Source organism: Brevundimonas sp. (assembly GCF_030656255.1).
In the GTDB taxonomy this organism is placed as follows: domain Bacteria; phylum Pseudomonadota; class Alphaproteobacteria; order Caulobacterales; family Caulobacteraceae; genus Brevundimonas.
In genome coordinates, this window is sequence record NZ_JAUSOE010000068.1 from 1 (window position 1) to 21630 (window position 21630).

Annotated in this window: 19 protein-coding genes and 1 tRNA gene; 4 read left to right on the top strand and 16 right to left on the bottom strand. The window is 65.1% G+C overall.

The window, feature by feature from the left end; all coding sequences use genetic code 11:
* From Q7J26_RS07195 to Q7J26_RS07210, 4 genes are all read right to left on the bottom strand, one after another.
* A partial coding sequence (locus tag Q7J26_RS07195; RefSeq protein ID WP_304935825.1) for a TatD family hydrolase occupies window positions 1-142 on the bottom strand: 142 nt, incomplete at its 3' end.
* Entirely contained in the window at window positions 142-1134 is a 993-nt protein-coding gene (locus Q7J26_RS07200; RefSeq protein WP_304935805.1) for a DNA polymerase III subunit delta', read from the bottom strand. The genes Q7J26_RS07200 and Q7J26_RS07195, both read right to left, overlap by 1 nt.
* Complete coding sequence (tmk, locus tag Q7J26_RS07205; protein WP_304935806.1) at window positions 1131-1763, bottom strand: dTMP kinase; 633 nt, start codon at window positions 1761-1763, stop codon at window positions 1131-1133. The genes Q7J26_RS07200 and tmk overlap by 4 nt, the downstream gene beginning before the upstream one ends.
* 49 nt (window positions 1764-1812) lie before the next feature.
* The gene (locus Q7J26_RS07210; RefSeq protein WP_304935807.1) at window positions 1813-2625 is read right to left on the bottom strand and encodes a septal ring lytic transglycosylase RlpA family protein; all 813 of its coding nucleotides are present in this window, start codon (window positions 2623-2625) and stop codon (window positions 1813-1815) included.
* Between the two features lie 108 nt (window positions 2626-2733).
* Between Q7J26_RS07210 and Q7J26_RS07215 the strand changes: the two genes are divergently transcribed.
* Window positions 2734-2823 (top strand) — tRNA-Ser (locus Q7J26_RS07215).
* A gap of 33 nt (window positions 2824-2856) precedes the next feature.
* Here the strand turns inward: Q7J26_RS07215 and Q7J26_RS07220 are convergent.
* The 7 genes from Q7J26_RS07220 to cyoA form a co-directional block, all read right to left on the bottom strand.
* Window positions 2857-3393 carry a response regulator transcription factor gene (locus tag Q7J26_RS07220; RefSeq protein WP_287926993.1) on the bottom strand — a complete coding sequence of 179 codons (537 nt, stop codon included), beginning with the start codon at window positions 3391-3393 and terminating at the stop codon, window positions 2857-2859.
* A complete protein-coding gene (locus Q7J26_RS07225; RefSeq protein ID WP_304935808.1) occupies window positions 3383-4717 on the bottom strand; it encodes an ATP-binding protein in 1335 nt (444 codons plus the stop codon). The genes Q7J26_RS07220 and Q7J26_RS07225 overlap by 11 nt, the downstream gene beginning before the upstream one ends.
* Entirely contained in the window at window positions 4714-5394 is a 681-nt protein-coding gene (locus Q7J26_RS07230; RefSeq protein ID WP_370651919.1) for an SURF1 family protein, read from the bottom strand. The genes Q7J26_RS07225 and Q7J26_RS07230 overlap by 4 nt, the downstream gene beginning before the upstream one ends.
* 89 nt (window positions 5395-5483) lie before the next feature.
* The gene (gene cyoD / locus Q7J26_RS07235; RefSeq protein ID WP_304935809.1) at window positions 5484-5879 is read right to left on the bottom strand and encodes a cytochrome o ubiquinol oxidase subunit IV; all 396 of its coding nucleotides are present in this window, start codon (window positions 5877-5879) and stop codon (window positions 5484-5486) included.
* The gene (gene cyoC, locus Q7J26_RS07240) at window positions 5876-6505 is read right to left on the bottom strand and encodes a cytochrome o ubiquinol oxidase subunit III (protein WP_304935810.1); all 630 of its coding nucleotides are present in this window, start codon (window positions 6503-6505) and stop codon (window positions 5876-5878) included. The genes cyoD and cyoC overlap by 4 nt, the downstream gene beginning before the upstream one ends.
* Window positions 6506-6508: 3 nt before the next feature.
* Window positions 6509-8512 carry a cytochrome o ubiquinol oxidase subunit I gene (gene cyoB / locus Q7J26_RS07245; RefSeq protein ID WP_304935811.1) on the bottom strand — a complete coding sequence of 668 codons (2004 nt, stop codon included), beginning with the start codon at window positions 8510-8512 and terminating at the stop codon, window positions 6509-6511.
* A 13-nt stretch (window positions 8513-8525) separates the two neighbouring features.
* Window positions 8526-9737 carry a ubiquinol oxidase subunit II gene (cyoA, locus tag Q7J26_RS07250; protein WP_304935812.1) on the bottom strand — a complete coding sequence of 404 codons (1212 nt, stop codon included), beginning with the start codon at window positions 9735-9737 and terminating at the stop codon, window positions 8526-8528.
* A gap of 213 nt (window positions 9738-9950) precedes the next feature.
* On the opposite strand from cyoA, the gene Q7J26_RS07255 reads away from it, so the two are divergent.
* Window positions 9951-11303: an MFS transporter gene (locus Q7J26_RS07255; RefSeq protein WP_304935813.1), complete on the top strand. Its 1353-nt coding sequence runs from the start codon at window positions 9951-9953 to the stop codon at window positions 11301-11303.
* A 244-nt stretch (window positions 11304-11547) separates the two neighbouring features.
* Here the strand turns inward: Q7J26_RS07255 and Q7J26_RS07260 are convergent, their stop codons facing one another.
* Window positions 11548-14403 (bottom strand): TonB-dependent receptor, encoded by a 2856-nt coding sequence (locus Q7J26_RS07260; protein ID WP_304935814.1) that lies wholly within the window; start codon window positions 14401-14403, stop codon window positions 11548-11550.
* A 262-nt stretch (window positions 14404-14665) separates the two neighbouring features.
* Here Q7J26_RS07260 and Q7J26_RS07265 point away from each other — a divergent pair, with 262 nt between their 5' ends.
* Window positions 14666-16267 (top strand): carboxylesterase/lipase family protein, encoded by a 1602-nt coding sequence (locus Q7J26_RS07265; RefSeq protein WP_304935815.1) that lies wholly within the window; start codon window positions 14666-14668, stop codon window positions 16265-16267.
* A gap of 10 nt (window positions 16268-16277) precedes the next feature.
* Here the strand turns inward: Q7J26_RS07265 and Q7J26_RS07270 are convergent, their stop codons facing one another.
* From Q7J26_RS07270 to Q7J26_RS07280, 3 genes are all read right to left on the bottom strand, one after another.
* Window positions 16278-17282, bottom strand: coding sequence for an alpha/beta hydrolase (locus tag Q7J26_RS07270; RefSeq protein ID WP_304935816.1), 1005 nt, complete (start codon window positions 17280-17282; stop codon window positions 16278-16280).
* 57 nt (window positions 17283-17339) lie between these two features.
* Window positions 17340-18626, bottom strand: coding sequence for an MFS transporter (locus Q7J26_RS07275; protein ID WP_304935817.1), 1287 nt, complete (start codon window positions 18624-18626; stop codon window positions 17340-17342).
* Window positions 18627-18711: 85 nt separating this feature from the next.
* Window positions 18712-19536: a 2-keto-4-pentenoate hydratase gene (locus Q7J26_RS07280; RefSeq protein ID WP_304935818.1), complete on the bottom strand. Its 825-nt coding sequence runs from the start codon at window positions 19534-19536 to the stop codon at window positions 18712-18714.
* 171 nt (window positions 19537-19707) lie between these two features.
* Here Q7J26_RS07280 and Q7J26_RS07285 point away from each other — a divergent pair, with 171 nt between their 5' ends.
* Window positions 19708-20760 (top strand): LacI family DNA-binding transcriptional regulator, encoded by a 1053-nt coding sequence (locus Q7J26_RS07285; RefSeq protein ID WP_304935819.1) that lies wholly within the window; start codon window positions 19708-19710, stop codon window positions 20758-20760.
* Between the two features lie 63 nt (window positions 20761-20823).
* Here Q7J26_RS07285 and Q7J26_RS07290 read toward each other — a convergent pair whose 3' ends face one another.
* Complete coding sequence (locus Q7J26_RS07290) at window positions 20824-21486, bottom strand: RpiB/LacA/LacB family sugar-phosphate isomerase (protein WP_304935820.1); 663 nt, start codon at window positions 21484-21486, stop codon at window positions 20824-20826.
* Window positions 21487-21630 lie beyond the last annotated feature (144 nt).

Consider the following 21630-nt stretch of genomic DNA (forward strand, 5'->3'; position numbering starts at 1 on the left):
CATGGGTCGCTTCAAAGGTGGTCAGCTTGTCGGAAATCTCGACCATCAGACCGACCCCAGCATCGCGCGCCCGGGCGATCACGTCGTCCCGGTCCTCGTCGAACTGGGGCGCGTGCAGGTTCACATGACTGTCGATCAGCATCAGCCCATCCGCGCCTGCTGGGCCTGGACCCGCCTCAGGTCCGCCAGCGCCCCGGCCAGCACATCGGCCTTGTCCAGGTTCAGCCCCGCCGCCCGCTCCGGCAACGGCTGCAGCCGCTCCCACAGTTCGGCCCAGCGGTTGCCCGCGCCGGCCGGACTGCTCAAGGCCCGCATCCGCACCGCCGCGATCAGCCGCTCCATCAGGGTCTCGAACCGCTCCTGGCCTTCCGCGCCCCGGAACTTGTCGGCGATGGCCAGGGCCTCGGCCCGGTCCACGTCCCCCTCGACCCAGCGTCGCGCCAACTGGTCCATCTCGAAGGTCGCCCCCGACGCCAGGGCCAGGGCCGCGCCCGGCGATCCGCCCGCCATGGCCGCCGCATGCTCGGCCTCCTCCGGCTCGGCCCCCGTCCGGTTCCGCACCAGGGTCTCCAGCCGCTCCGGCGTCCATATGGGGAAGCTCAGCCTTCGGCACCGCGACCGGATCGTGGCCAGCAGCCGCCCGGGGGTGTGGGTCACCAGGAACAGCACGCCCCGCTCGGGCGGCTCTTCCAGAACCTTCAGCAAGGCGTTGGCCGCGTTGATGTTCAGGTCGTCGGCCGCGTCGATGATCGCCACCCGGTGCTGGGCCTGCGACGGGCTCTTGGAGAAGAACTCGGGCAGGTCGCGCGACTGGTCGACCGAGATCGACTTCTTGGTCTTTCCGCCCTCGACCAGCCGCTCCAGCACCAGCAGGTCGGGATGGGACTGGGCAGAGATCAGCCGGCTGACCGGATCCTCGCGCCCCGCGCCCAGCGGCCCCCGCCCCGGATCGGCCGCCGCCCCCAGCAGCCGCCGCGCCGCGCGATAGGCGAAGGTCGCCTTGCCCGTCCCCTCGACCCCGCACAGCAGCCAGGCGTGGTGCAGACGCCCTCGCTCCCAGGCGTCCAGAAACGCCGTCTCCGCCGCCGCATCGGGGATCAGGTCGAACCGGTCGCGCGGATGATCGTCGCTCACAGCAGCCGGTCCTGAACCGCCCGCCAAACCCGCGCCTCGACCTCGTCCGGCGATCCCACGGCGTCGATCAGCACGCACCGCTGCGGATTGGCCTCGACGATCCGCAGGAAGCCCTCGCGCAGTCGCTGGTGGAACTCCAGCCCCTTGGACTCGAACCGCGTCTCGAACAGGCCGCGCCCGAACGCCCGCTCCAGCCCCACCTCGACCGGCAGGTCGAACACAAGCGTCAGGTCCGGTTGGTCGTCCCCGACCACGCCCGCATCGATCTGTTCGATAAAGCTCTGGGCCACGCCCCCGCCCGCGCCCTGATAGGCCCGGCTGCTGTCGGCGAACCGGTCGCACACGACCCAGTCGCCGGCGGCCAGCGCCGGTCGAATGGTCCGCTCCAGATGATCGGAACGAGAGGCGTACATCAATAAGGTCTCGGTCATGGCCGACCAAGGCTCGGCGTCATTCGCCACGACCAGGTTGCGGATCACCTCCGCCCCCTTGGAACCGCCGGGCTCGCGGGTTCGCACCACCTGGCGGTCGCCCAGCACGGATTGAAGCCGTTCGACCAGGCGTGCGACCTGGGTCGACTTGCCGGCCCCCTCGCCGCCTTCGAAGCTTATGAATTTTCCACGGGTCACGCGCCTTCATGGCGCGCGCGGCCCGCCGGACGCAAGCCCGTGCGCGCGATCAACTGCCCGATATCAACAGGGCGCCGACATAACCCTTCGCCACGACGGATTGGCGCGCGGCCTCGGCCGCATTAGCGCTCTCCCACGGACCCACGACGACGTTATAGCGTCCCGCATTCCGGTCGGCGCGCACCCAGCCGCTCAAACGCTCTGCGATTCGGCTCGCCTCGCCCTGGTCAGAGAATGTCCCTGCCTGCACCCAGAAGCTGGCGACCTCAGCGGCGACAGCCACCGGAGCGGGCGCGGGAATAGGCGCCGGCGCCGGCCCTGGCGCTCTGGTCGGCGCATCCGCGCGCAGGATCGTCCCTCCGCCCTGACGGGGGGCGCGCCCCAGGTACCGGACCCGCACCCGCCCGACGCCCTGGGACAACATCCCCAGCTCCTGCGCAGCCTCGCGCGACAGGTCGATGATCCGGCTGTCCACAAACGGCCCCCGATCATTAACCCGCACCACCAGCCGGCGGCCGTTCTCCAGATTGGTGACCTCGACCAGTCCCGGCAGCGGCAGGGTCTTATGGGCGGCCGTCAGCTGGTGCATGTCGAACCGCTCTCCGCTGGAGGTCGGCCGCCCGTTGAAGGCGTCGCCGTACCAGGAGGCCATACCGACCTCCTCGTAGTCCGGCTGCTCCTTGGGCGTGTACCAGCGTCCGCGCACCTGATAGGGCCGCATCGTCCCCGACACGATCGGCGCCGGATCCTTGACCACGGGGATCCCGCTCGCACCGCCCTTGCCGCCGACGGTCGAACAGGCCGCAAGCAGCGCGAACAGACCCAGGATCAGGCCGCTCCGCATCCATCGTCCGGTCATCATCGGTCGCACCTCGCCTCGATCCTCAAAAACAGGATGACCGAAGACATTTCCGCTTTGGTTAATGCGCCGTTCGCCTGCTATGGCGTCCGCCTCCGCTCAGCGCGGCAAGGAAGTGTGGCCGAGTGGTTTAAGGCACTGGTCTTGAAAACCAGCGACGGTGAGAGCCGTCCGTGGGTTCGAATCCCACCGCTTCCGCCATCCCCCGCCGACGATCCACCTGAGAGACCAGGTTCAGGTCACGCGCCGCTTCTCAAGCTTCCGGGCCAGGGTGCGGCGGTGCATGCCGAGGCGCCGGGCGGCTTCGGAGATGTTGAAGTCCGTCTCCACCAGGGTCTCATGAATACGTTCCCATTCCAGGGTCTTGATCGAGGTGGGGCGGCTGGTCAGGGGCGTCGCGGCGTCGCCCGACGCCTTGCCGAAGGCGGCTTCGATGTCATCGGTGCTGGCCGGCTTGGCCAGATAGTGACGGGCGCCCAGTTTGATCGCCTCCACCGCCGTGGCGATGCTGGCGAAGCCGGTCAGGACGACGATGTTCATGTCGGCGTCAAAGGCGCGAAGGGTCGATACGCACCCCAGGCCGGAGGCCCCGCCCAGTTTGAGATCGACCACGGCGAATCCCGGCCGATGGATCTTCAGCACCTCGGCCATCTGATCGGGGCCGTCTGCACTGACCACCATATAGCCCCGGCGTTCGAAAGACTTGCGCAGGGTGCGCGAGAAGGATTCGTCGTCCTCGACGATCAGCAGGATCGGGGTTTCATCCGTCATTGGGCATCTCCTGCGGCGCCAGGGCGGCGATCGGCAGGATCAACCGCACCTCGCCGCCTCCTGCGGGGGGATTGTACGCTTCAACCGTGCCGCCCAGCGAACGCATCACATTGACCAGAAGAAACAAGCCCAAACCTGAGCCTGGCCGATCCTTGGTCGAATTATAGGGTTTCCCCAGCCGTTCCAGAATCGTGGCGGGAAAGCCGGGGCCATTGTCACGGATCGCGAATTCCAGTTGCCCGTCGCGAACGACCGGCGACACGAAGATGCGGCGGGCCCCCGCCTCCACGGCGTTGTCGAACAGAACGCCGAAGACCTGACGCAGGGCCGGGTCGGCGATGATGCTGGGATCGGGTCCGGTCCAGGCGGTGACCTCGACTCGAACACGGGCGTCACGGACGCTCCAGCCCTGAACCACCTCGTCCAGAAACCGGCCCATGGTCGTGCGCGTCGGCGCCTGTCCCCTCGCCTCGCCCGCCGACATCAGGATGCCGGTGACGATGGCCTTGCAGCGTTCGACCTCGGCCTGCATCACGTCCATGTCCTGCTTCAGGTCCGCATCGGCCTTCAGCATCGGCATCCGTCGCCAGTCGCTCAATATGACCGACAGGGACGCCAGAGGCGTGCCCAGTTCGTGCGCCGCTCCCGACGCCAGCAGGCCCATCCGCACGATGTGATCCTGTTCCGTGGCCTGCTGGCGCACATCGGCGACATAGGCGTCGCGGGCGCGCAGATTGTCGTTGATCCGCGTCATGAACAGCACCAGCAGCACAGCCATCAGCAGGAAGCAGATCAGGCTGCCCTGCATATAGAGGCTCAACAGAGCGTCCTCGCTGTCAGGCGGCAGATTCAGCGGACGGTTGAATACGCCCAAGGCGGCGAAACACAGACTGGTGACGCCGATCAGCGACCAGGCGTAGACGGGGGCCAGCAGGACCGCGCCGAGCACGACCTGCAGCAGATAGAGAGCGACGAACGGATTGGCCGCGCCCCCGGTCAGGAAAAGCTGCCACGTCAGGGCCGCGACATCGGCCAGCAGGGCCAGCATGAGTTCCTGATCCGAGATGGAGTCCCGGCGCTGCGTCAGCGGGACGCTGACCAGATTGACGAGGGCCAGGCCTGCGGGCGCGATCAGCAGCCAGAAGACCGGCACGCGGATGCCCATGACAAAATGGACCAGCAGTATGGTGGCGACCTGACCGGCGACCGCCAGCCAGCGCAATTGGATCAGCAGGCGAAGATTTCGTCGGTTCGCGGCTTCCTGCGACACCGCCGTCTCGCGCCAGTCGCCGATGCCCAGCAGGCGTTGAAGCGTCTTGGTCATCGCGCGGATCGGCGGCGCCGGACTTCGCGGGCCACGACCCAGAAGCCGACGAGGGTCAACAGGGCCATGCCGAACCAGGTCAGGGCGTAAACGAGATGGCTGTTAGGGAATTTCACGATCGTCAGCCCGCCCTTGGGCCAGCCGTCGGGATTGGGCGTCGCGTCGGCGTCTATGAAATAGGGAGCGACATTCGACAGCCCCTTGGCTGCAGCGATGGCCGCAACGTCGCGCGAGTACCAGCGGTCGCCCGTCGGGTCATTCGTGCGCAGAAAACCGCCCTTGGGTTCGGTGATGCGCAACAGGCCGGTCACCTGTTGTTCGCCCGTCGCCTGCCCGCCCGGTCGATCCTTCTGTAAACGACGATGCGGCGTGACGAAGCCCCGATTGATCAGGATCGTGGCGCCGGCGTCCGTCTGCAGCGGCGTCATCACCCAGAAGCCGGCGCCATAATCCGTGACGGCCTGAACCAGGGTTTCGCGGTCATGTCGGAAGACGCCCCGCGCCGTGACTCGGCGGTACTGGTCCGTCTCTCTCGACACCGTCGGCCAGGCATCCGGCCCCGGCGCGGGTTGCGGCGCGGCGTGCGCTCGGGTCTCGACCTGGGCGATCAGGTCGGTCTTCCACGCCAGCCTCTGCAGTTGCCATCCGCCCAGGACGACGAACCCCGCAAACAGCAACGCCGCGCCGAGGCCGACCCAGAACAGGGTCGGCGACGGACGCGGCGCGATTTGGCCTTGGGCCTTGATGGCGATCTCCTGGCCCTGTCTCAGGAGCCCATACGGTTCATGTCGTGGCTGGTGGGCATCATGTTGGTGTTCAGATGGTACATCACCCACAGGGAACCCGACAGGGCGATGACCACGACGATGATCGTGAAGATCAAGGCCAGCATGGTCCAGCCGCCCTCGGACTTCGAGTTCATGTGCAGGAAATAGATCATGTGAACCACGATCTGCACCACGGCGAAGGCCATGACGATCAAGGCCGTCGCCTGGGCCGGCAAGACCCCGGTCATGACCAGCGCGAACGGGATGGCCGTCAGAATCACCGACAGCACGAAGCCGATCATATAGCTCTTGAAGGAGCCGTGATTATGCGTCTCGTGGCCCAGGTGGTCCGTATCGTGGGACTCGGGCGAGTGATCGTTGTTGTCGGCGCTCATCGAACCATGCCCAGCAGATAGACGAAGGTGAAGACGCCGATCCAGATGACGTCCAGGAAGTGCCAGAACATCGACAGGCACATCAGGCGGCGCTTGTTGGCGGGGATCAGACCCTTCCAGCTGACCTGAACCATCAGCGTCACCAACCAGATGATGCCGAAGGTCACGTGCAGGCCGTGGGTGCCGACCAGGGTGAAGAAGGCCGACAGGAAGGCGCTGCGCTGCGGCGTCGCGCCTTCATGGATCAGGTGAGCGAACTCGTAGAGTTCGATCCCCAGGAAGGCCAGGCCGAACAGGCCCGTAATCGCCAGCCAGATCAGGGTCTGACGCTGGTTGTTGCGGTCCATGGCCAGCATAGCGAAGCCATAGGTGATCGACGAGAACAGCAGCATGGCGGTGTTGATCGCCACAAGCTCCAGGTCGAACAGCTCCTTCGGCCCCGGCCCGGCGGCGTAGTTGCCGCCCAGGACGCCGAACACGGCGAACAGCATCGCAAAGATGAGGCAGTCGCTCATCAGATAGAGCCAGAAGCCCAGCATCGTGCTGGAGCCTTCCTCGTGATGCGGCTCCTCTTCCAGATGGAAGACGTTCGGGTCGATCTCAGTCGCAGTCGCGGTCGCGCTCATGGATCAGGCCTCCGTTCCGGCCAGGGCGCGCGTACGCGCCTCTTCGGTCTCGCGAACCTCATCCGCGGGGATGTAGTAGTCGCGCTTGTAGTTGAAGGTGTGGGCGATCGAGACCGCCAGCACGCCCAGGAAACTCAGGGCCGCCAGCCACCAGATGTACCAGACCAGGGCCAGCCCCATCACCAGGCACAGGCCCGAGAGGATGACGCCCGTGCCCGTGTTCGAGGGCATGTGGATCGCGCGGTAGCCGCTCAGCGGACGCTGATAGCCCTTCTTCTTCATGTCCCACCAGGCGTCGGAGTCATGGATGACCGGCGTCGAGGCGAAATTATAGGCCGGCGGGGGCGAAGAGGTCGCCCACTCCAGCGTGCGGCCACCCCAGGGATCGCCCGTCACGTCGCGCAGCTTGTCGCGATTGATGATCGAGACGGCGAACTGGATGAACATGGCGGCGATGCCCAGAGCGATGACGCCGGCGCCGATGGCCGCGATCACGAACCAGATCTGCAACGACGGATCATCGAACACCCGCATGCGACGCGTCACACCCATCAGGCCCAGGACATACAGCGGCGCGAACGCCAGCCAGAAGCCAGGCACCCAGCACCAGAAGCTGACCAGCCCCCAGAACTTGTCCAGCTTGAAGCCGAAGGCCTTGGGCCACCAGAAGTTGATGGCTGCGAACAGGCCGAACAGCACGCCGCCGATGATGACGTTGTGGAAGTGGGCGATCAGGAACAGCGAGTTGTGCAGGACGAAGTCAGCGGGCGGAACCGCCAGCAGCACGCCGGTCATCCCACCGATGACGAAGGTCAGCATGAAGGCGACCAGCCACATCATCGGCAGTTCGAACCGGATGCGGCCACGGTACATCGTGAACAGCCAGTTGAAGATCTTCGCGCCCGTCGGGATCGAGATGATCATCGTCGTGATGCCGAAGAAGGAGTTCACCGACGCGCCCGACCCCATGGTGAAGAAGTGGTGCAGCCACACCAGGTACGACAGGATCGTGATGACGACCGTGGCGTAGACCATGGAGGTATAGCCGAACAGCTTCTTGCCCGAGAAGGTCGAGGCGATCTCAGAGAAGACGCCGAACAGCGGCAGGATCAGGATGTAGACTTCCGGGTGACCCCAGATCCAGATCAGGTTCACGTACATCATCGGGTTGCCGCCGAAGTCGTTCGTGAAGAAGTTGGTGCCGACGTACCGGTCCAGCGTCAGCAGGGCCAGGACGGCGGTCAGGACCGGGAAGGACGCCACGATCAGAACGTTGGTGCACAGCGAGGTCCAGGTGAAGATCGGCATCTTCATCATACCCATGCCCGGCGCGCGCATCTTCACGATGGTCGCGATCAGGTTGATCCCGGACAGGGTCGTGCCGACGCCCGCGATCTGAAGCCCCCAGATATAGTAGTCGACGCCGACGCCCGGGCTGTAGCCGATGCCCGACAGCGGCGGATAGGCCAGCCAGCCGGTACGCGCGAACTCACCCACGAACAGCGAGGCCATGATGATGATGGCGCCGGCCGTGGTCATCCAGAAGCTGAAGTTGTTCAGGAAGGGGAAGGACACGTCGCGCGCCCCGATCTGCAGCGGCACGGCATAGTTCATGATGCCCGTGACCATGGGCATGGCCACGAAGAAGATCATGATCACGCCGTGGGCTGTGAAGACCTGATCATAGTGGTGGGCGTTCAGGTAGCCCTCGGACCCGCCGAAGGCCATGGCCTGCTGCAGGCGCATCATGATGGCGTCGGCGAAGCCGCGCACAAACATGATCAGACCCAGGATCATGTACATGATCCCGATCTTCTTGTGGTCCACGGTCGTGAACCATTCCTTCCAGAGGTAACCCCAGAGCTTGAAGTAGGTCAGGGCGCCGAACAGGGCGAGGCCGCCTAGCGCGACCACGATCATGGTCACGACCAGGATCGGCTCATGCAGCGGCAGAGCCTCAAGCGTCAGCCGCCCGAAGATGAGTGGAATAAGAGTGTCAGCGTTCATCGACTGTGTTCGCTCAGGCGTTGGGGGCGGAACGGACGTCGGTCGAAACCGGCCCCGTCGATTGTTTGTTCATGGATAGCGACGCCATCGGCACGCCCTGAGCCAGACCCAGGCCCGACAGGGGCGCTAGGCTGACCGGGGCGCTGGTCGCGTCCAGTTCGGCGCGGCGGATGCGATCGGCGGCTGCGGCCTCGGCCTGAAGCGGCGTGCAGATCGTCATGACGTAACTGTCGTCAGATCCGAAGATGGCGGCGTTCTTCCCGCGACCGGCGTACTTGTCATAGACCAGCGGCATGGTGTTGCGGATCGAGGCCATGGTCAGCCCCCCCTTGCGGTCGATCTCCATCATCTCGCCCATGCACATCTTGCCCGGCTCGACGCACATGTTGAGGATGGCGTCCCACAGACCGCCATCGACGGTGGAGAAGCGCATGACGGGAACCTTCTCACTGGGCTTTTCCAGCTCGAGGTAGCGCTCGCGATCCAGCGGCTGGCCATTTTGGCGAACACCCGCGATCCAGGCGTCGAAGCCCGCCTGATCCAGGCCGTGGAACTTGAACCGCATGTTCGAGAAGCCGTCGCCGGAATAGTTGGCCGACAGACCCTGGTACTCGCCCGGGCTGTTGATGACGGCGTGCAGCTTCGTCTCCATGCCCGGCATGGCGTAGATCTGGCCGGCCAGGGCGGGAATATAGAAGGAATTCATCACCGAAGACGAGGTGATGTGGAAGCGGATCGGGCGATCCACCGGCGCAGCCAGCTCGTTGACCGTGGCGACGCCGTACTGCGGATAGATGAACATCCATTTCCAGTCGAGCGCGACCACATTGACCTGCAACGGCTCGACACCCTCGGCGACGGGCTGGCCCGGCTTGATCCGATCGATCGGACGATAGGGATCCAGCAGGTGGGTCCCGGCCCAGGTCAGGGCGCCCAGGCAGATGATGATCAACAGCGGCGCGGCCCAGATCACCACTTCCAGATGGGTCGAGTGGTCCCAGTCCGGGGTGTATTCCGCCTCCGTGTTCGACGCCCGGTACTTCCAGGCGAAGAAGACGATCAGCGCCATCACCGGCACGATGATCAGCAGCATCAGCAGGGTCGAGACCATCAGCAGGTCGCCCTGCTGCTGGGCGACATCGCCAGCGGGTTTCAGGACGACCAGGTTGCAGGCCGACAGCAGCGCCACCATGGGCACGAGCAGAAGTAGGCGCAGACGGCGCAAGGCGGCTCCAATCGGGAAACGTCGGACCATGGGGAGGAGTCGCGACGGTTGGCGTTCGAATTGCGCCGGATAGTCAGCTTCGGTCAGGAGCGACATTGGACAATCTGTCCTATCCTCATGTGGCGACTTTCATCGCAAAGGGCGCGCGGTCATAATGCGGCATTACCGCCGTACACCCAAATCCCCTTAGTTTAAACGGAGCGATCCCAGCCCATGTCCGTCTCGACGACCCCTTCGTCAGAGTCGCTGGAACGCGACGCCGCCGCCCTCCACGACGATCATGGCAAGGTGGACCCCGGCGAAATCGCCATCGGCGTGATCATTGGCCGCACATCGGAGTTCTTCGACTTCTTCGTGTACGCCATCGCCTCCGTGGTCGTGTTCCCTCAGTTGATCTTCCCGTTCGCGGGACCGATCGGCGGCACCCTGCTTTCATTCGCGGTCTTTGCCCTTGCCTTCCTGGCGCGCCCGCTGGGCACGGCGCTGTTCATCGCCATCGACCAGAAGTTCGGGCGCGGGGCTAAACTGACCATCGCCCTGTTCCTGCTGGGGACCTCGACCGTCGCTGTGGCCTTCCTGCCGGGCTATGAAGCCATCGGTATCGCGGCAGCCGTATTGCTGGCCGTGTTCCGCATCGGCCAAGGCGTCGCGCTGGGCGGGGCGTGGGACGGCCTGGCTTCGCTTCTGGCGGTCAACGCGCCCGAGAATCGTCGCGGCTGGTACGCCATGATCCCGCAACTGGGCGCGCCTATCGGCCTGATCGTCGCCTCGGCCCTGTTCGCCTTCTTCCTGAACACCCTGTCGGCGGCCGACTTCCTGGACTGGGGCTGGCGCTATCCCTTCTTCGTGGCCTTCGCTATCAACGTCGTGGCCCTGTTCGCTCGCCTTCGCATCGTCGTGACCCCCAGCTTCCAGAAGCTGTTCGAGACCCGCGAGCTGCAGCCCACGCCGGTCCACACCGCCATCAAGGCGGAAGGCCCCCGGATCGCCATCGGCGCCTTCGCCCCCCTGGCCAGCTTCGCCATGTTCCACATGGTCACCGTCTTCCCCCTGTCCTGGGTCTTCCTGTTCACCCAGGAGACGCCGGTTCGGTTCCTTCTGATCGAAATGGTCGGGGCGGTGTTCGGCCTGCTGGCCATCCTCGCGTCAGGCGTCTTGGCTGATCGCTATGGCCGACGCGCCCTGCTGGCGGTCACGGCCGCCGGCATCGCCGCCTTCTCGGGCTTTGCGCCCCAGCTGCTGAACGGGGGCGCGATCGGCGAGCTGACCTTCATGATCTCCGGCTTCATCCTGCTGGGCCTGTCGTTCGGTCAAGCTTCCGGTCCGGTGGCGTCCAGTTTCTCTCTGGCCAATCGCTACACCGCCTCGGCCCTGACCTCTGACCTGGCCTGGCTGTTCGGCGCCGGATTTGCGCCTCTCGCCGCACTGTGGATTTCCAGCCAGTTCGGCCTGATCGCGGCGGGCGCCTATCTGCTGTCGGGCGCCATCTGCACCCTGGTCGCTCTATGGCTGAACCGGGAACTGGCCCGGAGTTCTTCGGACAAGACCCGCGCCGCCAAGGTCTGATCAACGAAGCAACCGATATAGCCCCGGTCTCGCCGCCAAGGCGGGGCCGGGGTTTTCTTTTGTCTTACGTCACGAACGCCGCCGGCTTTTCTTCGCCGTCCGGTGCGGCAAGTTTCGCACGAGCGCCGAGGTCGAAGCCCTGCCTTGCCTAGGCAAACAAAAAGGGCGGGCCATGCCGAAGCATGACCCGCCCAAAGCCGTTTGCTGTGAGAGGCCTTGGCGCTCGAGCCCCAGCCTCCTCCGGTCAGAACCGGTAGCGAGCGCCGATATACATCTGGCGGCCTGTGTGGTGGTAGACGTAGGTGCTGTCGCGCGAACCACCCAGGTCGCCATGGTTCTGGCGATTTTCCTCATCCGTCAGGTTCAGCCCCTCCACCGAAATGCTCAGATTGTCGGTGAGATTGTACGAGGCCGAGGCGTCTATCGTCGTCGTTTCCGACTTGCCCTGGAACGGGATCAGGCCGGCGCCGCCGTTCGAACCAGGCACATTCTGATAATAGGAGTCGCGATAGGCGGCGGAGATCCGGGCGTTCAGCTTGCCGTCGTCATAATAGAGCGTCGCGTTCCAGGCTGTGGGCGACAGGTTCACCAGGTCCTCGGTCACGATGACGGCACAGCTCGGCGTCGTGCAGTAGTCGATCTCGGACTCGACGTGGGTATAGTTCAAGAGGGCGCCGAGATTGGACAAGGGACCGGGCAGGAAGCTGAAGGTCTGCTGATAGCTGATCTCGAACCCCTTCAGCGGCCCGCCCTCGGTATTGGTCGGTGTGCTGAAGACATAGGTCGAAGTCGCTGGCCGCGCCGCCGTCGCCGGGAAGGCGATGGGATTGAGCGCCGTCAGATCGCCATAGGTCAGGGTCTGCTGCGCCGTCTGCACGAAGGTCGAGATGTCCTTGTAGAAATAGGCGAAGGACAGAAGGGCTTCGGGCGCGAAGTAATATTCGACGGACAGGTCGTAGGTCTTGGCCCTGTAGGGCTCCAGCTCGACGTTGCCCAAGGAGGCGGTATTGCTGGATGCGCCGACGGCGCTCAGCGTGAAGACGGGAACCAGACTGGTGACCGGCGGCCGCGACATCACCTTGGCCGCGCCGAAGCGGACGATCAGATCGTCCATCGGCTCGATGGCGATGTTCAGCGATGGCAGGGTGTCTTCATACTCGTTCTCACCCGTCACCGGCGTCGCCACCCCGCCGACGTTCGAATAGCCTAGAGCCTCGACCTCGGTCTTGACCTGGCGGACGCCGATATTGCCTCGGAACGGCAGGCCCATGATCTCAGTGTCCCAGTCAGCCTGCACGAAGCCGCCGGTGTCGGTTTCCGTGACGTCGCGCCAGTTGCCGTAGGTCGAGGTGTTGCCGTTCAGGCCGATCAGACGGAAATCGCCGCCCGCCACGCCGGTATTGCAGTTGCACTGGTAGTCCCAAACGTCCTGGAGAGCCGCCAGATCCGGTCGAATCCAAGAGGTGGCCGAACCAGAGGGCAGGTCCAGATTATTGCCGAAGCCTTCCAGAAGATTCGTCACATCGGCCATGGTGACGCCGGTCGGCAGGGCCGGCGCGCCATTGGAAAGGCGGGCGAAGGCGCGGCTGCTCGATTCATACTCCTTACGGCTCACGCCGGCTTTCAGCGTCAACCAGTCGTTCACGTCGAACGCGAAGTTCGCCTCGCCGGTCGTATAGACGTTCTCCTGGAAGTTCGAGCTGGAGCGCAGCTCGGACCGGGGCTGGGCGCCGGTTGGGCCGACAATGGACCACTGGGCCGGATCGGTGACGTCGAAGCCCCAGTTGATGGCGGGCAGGTCGCGGTTCTCACGGAAATCGTAGGAATAGCCGTCCACATTCTGACGATCGATGATGGCGCTGACCTGGACCGGATTGCCAAAGCTCGACTCGGCGCGACCGATCAGGCCGTTGAACCGCAGACGGTTCGAGAACTCGTGCTCGACCCCGAACGTCATCTGCTTGAACTCGGTCTCCAGCACATCGAACCGCTGTTCGCTGCGGATATCCATGTCGTCCAGCTGGGCGTAGATCATCTCGCCAGTGTCGGGGTCGATCTCGAAATCGACGATATCGACCTGGGGCTTGCCGCCCTGATCCGCGCCGCGGCTGAGTGACCAGGCCTGCAGGAAGTTCTCGCTGCGGGTCGAATCCAGTTTCGAATACAGCATGTCCATCGTGAACAAAGTCGGGCCGTTGCCCGGACGCGCCTGCAGCGACAGGGTCGCGCCCAGACGTTCCTGATTATGTTCCAGGCTGCCGTAGCGCGGAATACGCGGGTGATAGGTCGTGGCGGCGCTGGGCAGAACACTGCCGTTCTGGAAGCCGCCGTCGGCGCTGGCCGGTCCCCAGCGCACCGAGCTGAAGCCTTCTTCCAAACTCTCGCGCTCGCTGTAGGCGATGGAGAACAGGGCGCCGAGTTGGTCGTCGGCCCAGGTGTTGGAGACCAGGGCCGCGAAACGCGGGCTCCAGTCCTCGGACAGATCATTATAGCCGTACTGACCCGAGATCGCGCCCTGGAAGCCCATCTTGTCGAACGGACGACTGGTCCGCAGGTCCACGGTGGCGCCCAGCGAACCTTCTTCAATCTCAGCCGACGACGTCTTGCGCACGGTGATGTTGTTGAACAGCTCGGAGGCGAAGACGTTGAAATCAAAGCCCCGGCCGCGGTTCACACCGCCCGAGGAATCGGTCGCGCCCGTCGAGGCCTGGGCCTCGATGCCGTTGATACGGGTCCGCGTGAACTCCGAGCTCAGGCCCCGGACAGTGATCGAACGCCCTTCGCCCGCATCGCGGTCGATCGACACGCCCGGAATCCGCTGGATCGATTCCGCCAGGTTGGTGTCCGGAAAGTCGGCGATGTCCTCGGCCGAAATGGCGTCGACGACGCCGGCCTCGCGGCGCTTGATGTTCAGGGCGTTCTGCAGGCTGGCGCGGAAGCCGGTGACGACGATCTCATCGACTTCGGCGGCGTCATCGGCTTGAGGCGCGGCGACGGCGGTCTGTGCGGCGGCGTCATGCGCCATGACCGCCAGGGTCATGGCCCCCAAGGATGCGGTAGTCGTCAGCGCGCGGCGCGCAAATTTATGGCGTCGGTTCATTTTGTGTGTCTCCTCCCTAATCTGGCTCTCGGAGATCGATGCGCCCCCGTTTCACCGCCCGCTGCTGACGGGCGACACCGGTGTCACTTCTGGTTTGCCAGATCACTGCCACCGGTGTCATAGAAGTTGTACGCACAGTTGCCGGCATGTGGCAAGAACGAGGCGATAGGGTTTCAACCTTTCCTCGTTCTTGTCTCCCTTGGCGGCGAAGGCTCACAGCATGACCGGCGCGACAGACGCCGGCGAAGGGAAAGGAAACGACATGACCCATAGCCCAAGCCCCGAGAGCGCGACATCCCCGTCGATGACCCGACGCGCCGCGCTGGTCGCCGGAGCCGCCGTCGCCGCCCTCCCCGTCTCCGTTCAGGCCGGACAACGGCGCGGTGCGGATCCCCGGGTCCAGACCACGGCCGGGCCGGTCATCGGCGTCCGGCAGGCGACGGTCAGCGTTTTCAAGGGCCTGAGATACGGTGCGCCGACCAAACGGTTCCAGCCGCCGGAACGCCCGACACCCTGGAGAGATCCAGTCCGGGCGATCGACTTTGGAGGAGCCTGCCCCCAAAAGGGAAGCGAGCCGAACCAGAGCGAGGACTGCCTGTTCCTGAACGTCTGGACGCCCAAAGCCGACGCCGCGCGACGACCGGTCATGGTGTATATCCACGGCGGCGCCTATGCGACCGGCTCGGGCAGTCATCCGCTGTACGACGGAACCCGGCTGGCCGAACGCAGCGACGTGGTGGTGGTGACGTTGAACCATCGGCTGAACGTGTTCGGCTACGCCTATCTGGCGCGGCTGGCGCCGGGGTTCGAGGATTCGGGCAATGTCGGCCAGCTGGATCTGATTCTGGCGCTGCAATGGGTGCGGGACAATATCGCGGCCTTCGGCGGCGATCCGGATCGGGTCATGCTGTTCGGCCAGTCGGGCGGCGGCGCCAAGATCGCCACCCTGATGGCCACGCCGGCCGCCCAAGGCCTGTTCCACCGGGCCGCGACCTTGAGCGGCCAACAGGTCACGGCCTCGGGCCCCATCAACGCCACGACGCGCGCCACCGCCTGGCTGAAGGCCCTGGGTTTGCCGCCGGAGCGGGCGGCCGAGGCGGCGACCCTGCCCGTGGAACGGCTTCTGGAGGCCCAGACGACCGAGGATCCGATCCTGGGCTTCGGCGGTCTCTATTTCGGGCCGGTGCTGGATTTCCGCACCCTGCCCCGCCACCCCTTCTATCCCGACGCGGCGCCCATGGGCCGGTCGATTCCCATGATCATCGGCAATACGCGCGAAGAGACCCTGGGCTTCATGGGCGACGATCCCCGCAACCAGGGCCTGACTTGGGACAGCCTGGTCGGGCGGTTGACGCCGGGCGTCATGCGGATCGACATCACGCCCGAGGCGGTGGTCGCCGCCTATCGCCGAATGCACCCCGACTGGTCGCCGGACCAGGTGCTGATCGCCGCCACTACGGCCGGGCGGTCCTGGCGCGGCGCCGTGATCGAGGCGGAAGAACGCGCCAAGGCCGGGGCGCCCGCCTGGGTCTATCAGCTCGACTTCCCCGGCACGATGCCGTCTGGGCGCAGGGGCGCGTTTCATACGGCCGACATTCCCCTGGTGTTCAACACCATCGACGTCGCTGACTCCCGCATGGACGGGCCAGGCGCTCAGGCGGTGTCGGATGCGATGCGTCAGGCCTTCGTCGCCTTGGCGCGGGACGGCGATCCGAACCATTTGGGTCTGCCCCGCTGGGACCGCTACGATCTGCCCCGCCGCCAGACCCTGCTGTTCGACGTCGCGCCGCGCATGGCCGACGATCCGCGCGGCGACGAGCGCGCCTTCTTCTCCGCCATCCCCTATATCCAGCCGGGGACGTGACGGCCTCGTGCTAAAGGGCGAAGTCCAGACGCGCGGCCCAGGCGCGAACCAGGTCGGGCCAGGCCTGGGCGGGGCGCCCCTGGATCAGGCGGACGCCGAAGCCGTGGCCGCCCTCCTGGAACAGGTGGGCCTCGGCGGGCGCCCCGGCAGCCTTCAGCGTCGTCAACAGTTGAAGACTGTTCTCGACCGGCACGGCGCCGTCGTCCATCGCGTGCAGCAGGAAGACCGGCGCCGCGCCGGTCCAATCCATCTGCTCCAGAGAATAGGCGGCGATCCGCTCAACCGAGGGCGCATCGCCTAACAGATGAGTGCGCGACCCCGCATGGACATACGGGTCCGCCATCGTCGCCACCGGATACATCAGGATCGTCAGGTTCGGCCGCAGCGAGGCCGTATCGGCGGCGTCGATCGGATCATAGGTCGCCTCCGTTCGCACACTGGCCAACCCCGCCAGATGCCCCCCGGCCGAGGCGCCCAGCACGCCGATCCTGTCGGGGTTCAGGCCATAATCGGTCGCCCGGCTGCGGATAAGGCGCAAGGCGCGCTGGGCGTCCTGCACAGGCGCATCGGCCCCGGCCGTCCAGCCATCGGCCGGAAGGCGATAGCGCAGGACGAAACAGGTCGTGCCGGAAGCGGCGAAGACGCGGGCGACATCATAGCCTTCCTTGTCCAGCACGGCCCAGCGATAGCCGCCGCCCGGGATCAGCAGCAGGGCCGATCCGTTCGGCCGCTCGGGCCGGAACACCGTCAGGATCGGATCGGTCGTGTACTGGGCGTAGCGATCATGAAAAGCGGGGTCGGTCGATCGTTCGGGCACGATTGGAACGACCGTCACCCCCTCCCCGCCCGGCGCACCGTCCGGCCACAGGCGGATGATCTCGGTCGGATCGGGCGGGGCGACGCTCGGCGTCGGATGGCGCGGGACAAGCGCTTGTTCGGCCACGGACGGATGGACGACGGGGGCCCCGCCGAGGACGGCGGCCAGACCCAGTAGGGTTCTGCGTTCAAGGCTCATGATCACGCCTGACTTGAGAAGACGGCCGGACGATCACTCGCCCGGCCGCAGATAGGATCAGACCTTGGCCGGCGCGTAATTCGGCGACAGCAGATGGATCACCAACAGGGCGATCAGATAGGCCGAGGCCGCCACGATGAAGATAGGCGTATAGCTGCCGATCTGGTCCAGGACGTAGCCGGCGTATTTGGCCATGGCCATGCCGCCGATTGCGCCCAGCATGCCCCCGATTCCGACGACCGACCCGACCGCCGAACGTGGAAACACGTCGCCGGGGAAAGCGTACAGATTGGCCGAAAATCCTTGGTGGGCCGCCGTGGCCAAGCCGATGATGCCGACCGCAACCCACATATTCGAGGCGAGAGCAGCGAAGGCTACCGGAACCGCGCATAGGGCGCAGATCAACATGGTCAGCTTGCGCGCCTTATTCACATTCATGCCACGATGCATGAAGCGCGAAGACAGCCACCCCCCGCCGACCGAGCCGACGTCTGACAGAAGGTAGATGGCGATGATAGGCGGACCGAATGTCTTGAGGTCAAGGCCGTAGGTCTTGCCCAGGAAATCAGGCAGCCAGAACAGGAACATCCACCAGATCGGATCGATCATGAATTTACCGATCGCGTAGGCCCAGGTTTCCCGAACGGTCAGAAGCTTGGTCCATTTGACCTTTTCGACGGCATCGGCCGGATCCTGCTCGATGTAGGCCAGTTCGGTCGGCGACAGGTTTTTCTGCTCGCGCGGGCGGCGGTACACCAGCAACCAAATCGGCAGCCAGATCAGACCAAGCAAGCCCGTGATCACGAACGCCATCTGCCAACCAAAGGCGAGCACCAACCCCGGCACGATCAGCGGCGTAACGATGGCGCCGATGTTGGTTCCGGCGTTGAACAGGCCGGTCGCCAGGGCGCGTTCCTTCTTGGGGAACCACTCGGCGACCGCCTTGATGCTGCCGGGGAAGCCGCCGGCCTCACCCGCGCCCAGAACCGCGCGCGCCATGATGAAATGGTTCAGGTCACGGGCGCCGGCATGCAGGATGTGGCCGATCTGCCAAATTCCGAAGGCCACGCCCAGCCCCCATCGGGCGCCGACCTTGTCCATGATCCGGCCCCACAATAGGTAGGCGACCGCATACGAGGCCTGGAACCAGAAGACGATGTCCGCATAGTCCGTTTCGGACCAGCCGAACTCAGCCGATAGCGTCGGCTTGAGGAAGCCGATCATTTGCCGATCTACGTAGTTGATAACCATGGCTGCAAACAGCAGCCACATGATCACCCACCGATACTTGCCCGGTGACGGCGCCTTTATCTTGATCGGACCTGCGCTCGACGCGTCAGTCATGACTCTACCCGTTCCTGATGTTTCCTAGACGCGTCCCGTCTTCTGTTCTGCCTCATGGGCGAACGGGTTCCGCGCCTGATGATGTTTACTCGGCCTCGGCCCTCACGACCGAACACTGGAGGTCAGCAATCCCCTTGAAGACGCACACCGCTTCATCGCCCGCGTGAACGCGATGGACGCCGGTCACGGCCCCGGTCGAAATCAACACCCCGGCCTTCAGCGGCCGTCCCCAACGGGCGCAGTGCTCCAGAAGGAAGCGCACGGATTCCATGGCCCCGCCTTCCAGCGACGGCGAACCGCCGACACCGACACTGACTCCATTGATGACGGTTTCGACCTGGATGTCGTCCAGACGCTCACGCCAGTTCTGCACCTCGGGGCCGACCACAAGGCCGCCGTTGTTGCCGAAGTCCGAGGCCACGACGGCCGAGCCCAGGTCGTTGATCGCCGACAAGGGGCTGCCGGCCAGTTCGACGCCGATAAAAACCTTGTCGATAGCGGCCCGGGCTTCTTCCAGGCTCCAGTCGATCTTGTCAGGGTCGGCGTCCGCGCCGATGCGGGCGATGAACTCGGCCTCGACGGCGGCGAATCCACCCTCGATCTCAGGCAGTCGGGCGGGCGTATCGCCGACATAGGGCCAGACGTTGCGCGCGAAGATGGCGCCCGCCAGACGGTGTATCCCGAGCTTGGAGCGCTGTTGGGGCGGCACGCCGCCGACCTTCCAGCCGACCACCCCGTCGGGGAACAGGCCGATGGCGATATCCTGAACCGCATAGGCCTCAGCCATGGTCTCGGGAATTCGCCCCGGATAGTCGGGGGTGCAGCGCCGCGCCAGGCGAGCCGCGACGAATTGCTCCGCAATCGCCGCCGGCCCCGCCGAAGCAAGGCTCGATAGGGGCGTCGCGCTCATCGGGCGCAGCTCACGAATGAGAAGGTGGAAGTCAAAGGGGTCGCCTCGTGAACATGCTTCGATAAGAACCATGAAGGAAACCGGTGTCAATGCGCTTTTGAACACGCCCATGGCGTTGGAACCGAGTCGCGGCTATGGCTGTCGCTCGATAGGGATGGAAGGAGCCGGGCCTTGGCTCAGGACGATCCGCGCACCGGAAAGCCGGGCAAGCGGGCCACGATCAACGATGTCGCGCGAGAGGCGCAGGTCTCCAAGAAGACGGTCTCGCGCGTGATCAACCAGTCGCCGTTCGTCAAGCAGGACACGCGCGAACGGGTCAATGCGGTCATCAAGGACCTGGGTTTCACGCCCGATCCTCAGGCGCGCGGACTGGCGTTCCGGCGCTCCTTCCTGGTCGGCCTGATCTACGACAATCCCAGCCCGACCTATGTCGTGAACATGCAGCAGGGGGTTCTGGACGCTTTGAAGGGGTCTGGCCTGGAACTGGTCGTCCACCCCTGCAACCGCAACTCCCCTACCCTGCTGGAAGACATCCGCGGCTTCATCGAGCGCCAGCGATTGTACGGGGTCATCATGCCGCCGTCGGTGTCGGAAGATGAACGCGTCATCGACCTGCTGCGCGAACTGGACTGCCCCTACGTCCGTATCGCCTCGGTGGCGCTGGACGAACCCCAGTCGATGGTGGTGACGAACGACGGCGTCGGCGCGGCGGAAGCGGCCAATCATCTCGCGGATCTAGGCCACCGCCGCATCGGTCTGGTGCGCGGCCCCGACCTGTTCCGGTCGTCAGCGGTGCGGAGCAAGGGGTTCGTGGACGCCCTGGCCGAGCGCGGCATCCCGCTGGACCCGAGTCATGACTTCAAGGGCGCCTATACGTTCGAATCCGGGGTCGAGGCCGGACACGCCCTGTTATCGCTGGCGACGCCGCCGACCGCCATCTTCGCCCTGAACGACGACATGGCCATCGGCATCATGCAGGCCGCGCGCGAGCGGGGCCTGGAACTGCCGCGCGATCTGTCGGTGGTCGGGTTCGACGATCTGCCGATGGCGGCGCGCGTCTGGCCCAATCTGACGTCGGTTCGGCTGCCGATTCGCGACATGGGTCGGATGGCGGCCGAGAAACTTCTCGCCCCGATGCGCGGCGTCGACGCCGCCAAGATGAAGCAGGACGAGGTTCGTCCCGCCCTGGTGACGCGAAAATCGGCCATTCGGCTCATCGACTGATCAAGCCGCAGACAACAGGGCGTTCGGCGCAAACCCTGCGCGCCGAACGCCCCAGCCGTTAGATCAGGCCGTTTCGAGCACCGGCGAGGTGCTGACGACGCTCTTCAAATAGTCGCGAATGCCGTCGTCCGTCGCATTGGCGAAGAAGTAATCGGAGAAGCGTTCACCCGCCACGGCGGCCTTGAGCAGATCCTGGTCCATGGTTTTCAGAACCGTCAGCATGTCCTTGCAGGTCACGGCTTTCAGATCTTTCAGCACGCCGCGGTTCTTGCGCATGATTTCGGCCCGCTCCCTCGGATAGCCCAGACCACGCTCGCCCTCGAACAGCTTGCGATAGACGTCCTGCAGATTCAGTTCCGCCGCCCAGCCGAAGCCCTTGGCGTAGGGCATGGAGATAGCGTTGCCGTCGTTGATCTGGCCGAACAGGAAGGCGTCGGTCGGATCGATGACTAGGCCGCAGAACACGCCCGGCATGCTGTTGCAGGCCAGCATGGAGCCCATGCCGGTTCCGCATCCGGTGACGACGAAATCGGCGGCGCCCGAGTTCAGCAGAATGCCGGTCAGCAGGCCGTTCATGACGTAGGTCAGGGACGCCTTGTCCTCAGGCGCGTACATTCCATAGTGGAAGACCTGATGGCCCATGGGCTCGGCCACGGCGGTCAAGGCCGCGTGCACCGTCTCGCTCTTTGCGGCCTGACTGTTTTCGATGATGAGCGCGATCTTCATGGGGGGAAATCCTTTTGGGCGATGACGGGCGCTGCCGATCATATCGACAACGGCTGGTTTTCCGGATGCGACGAAGCGCCGAAGCCGAGTGCCTGTGTTTTCAGTTATGGTCTAAGCGTTTGCATCGGTATATGACACCGGTTA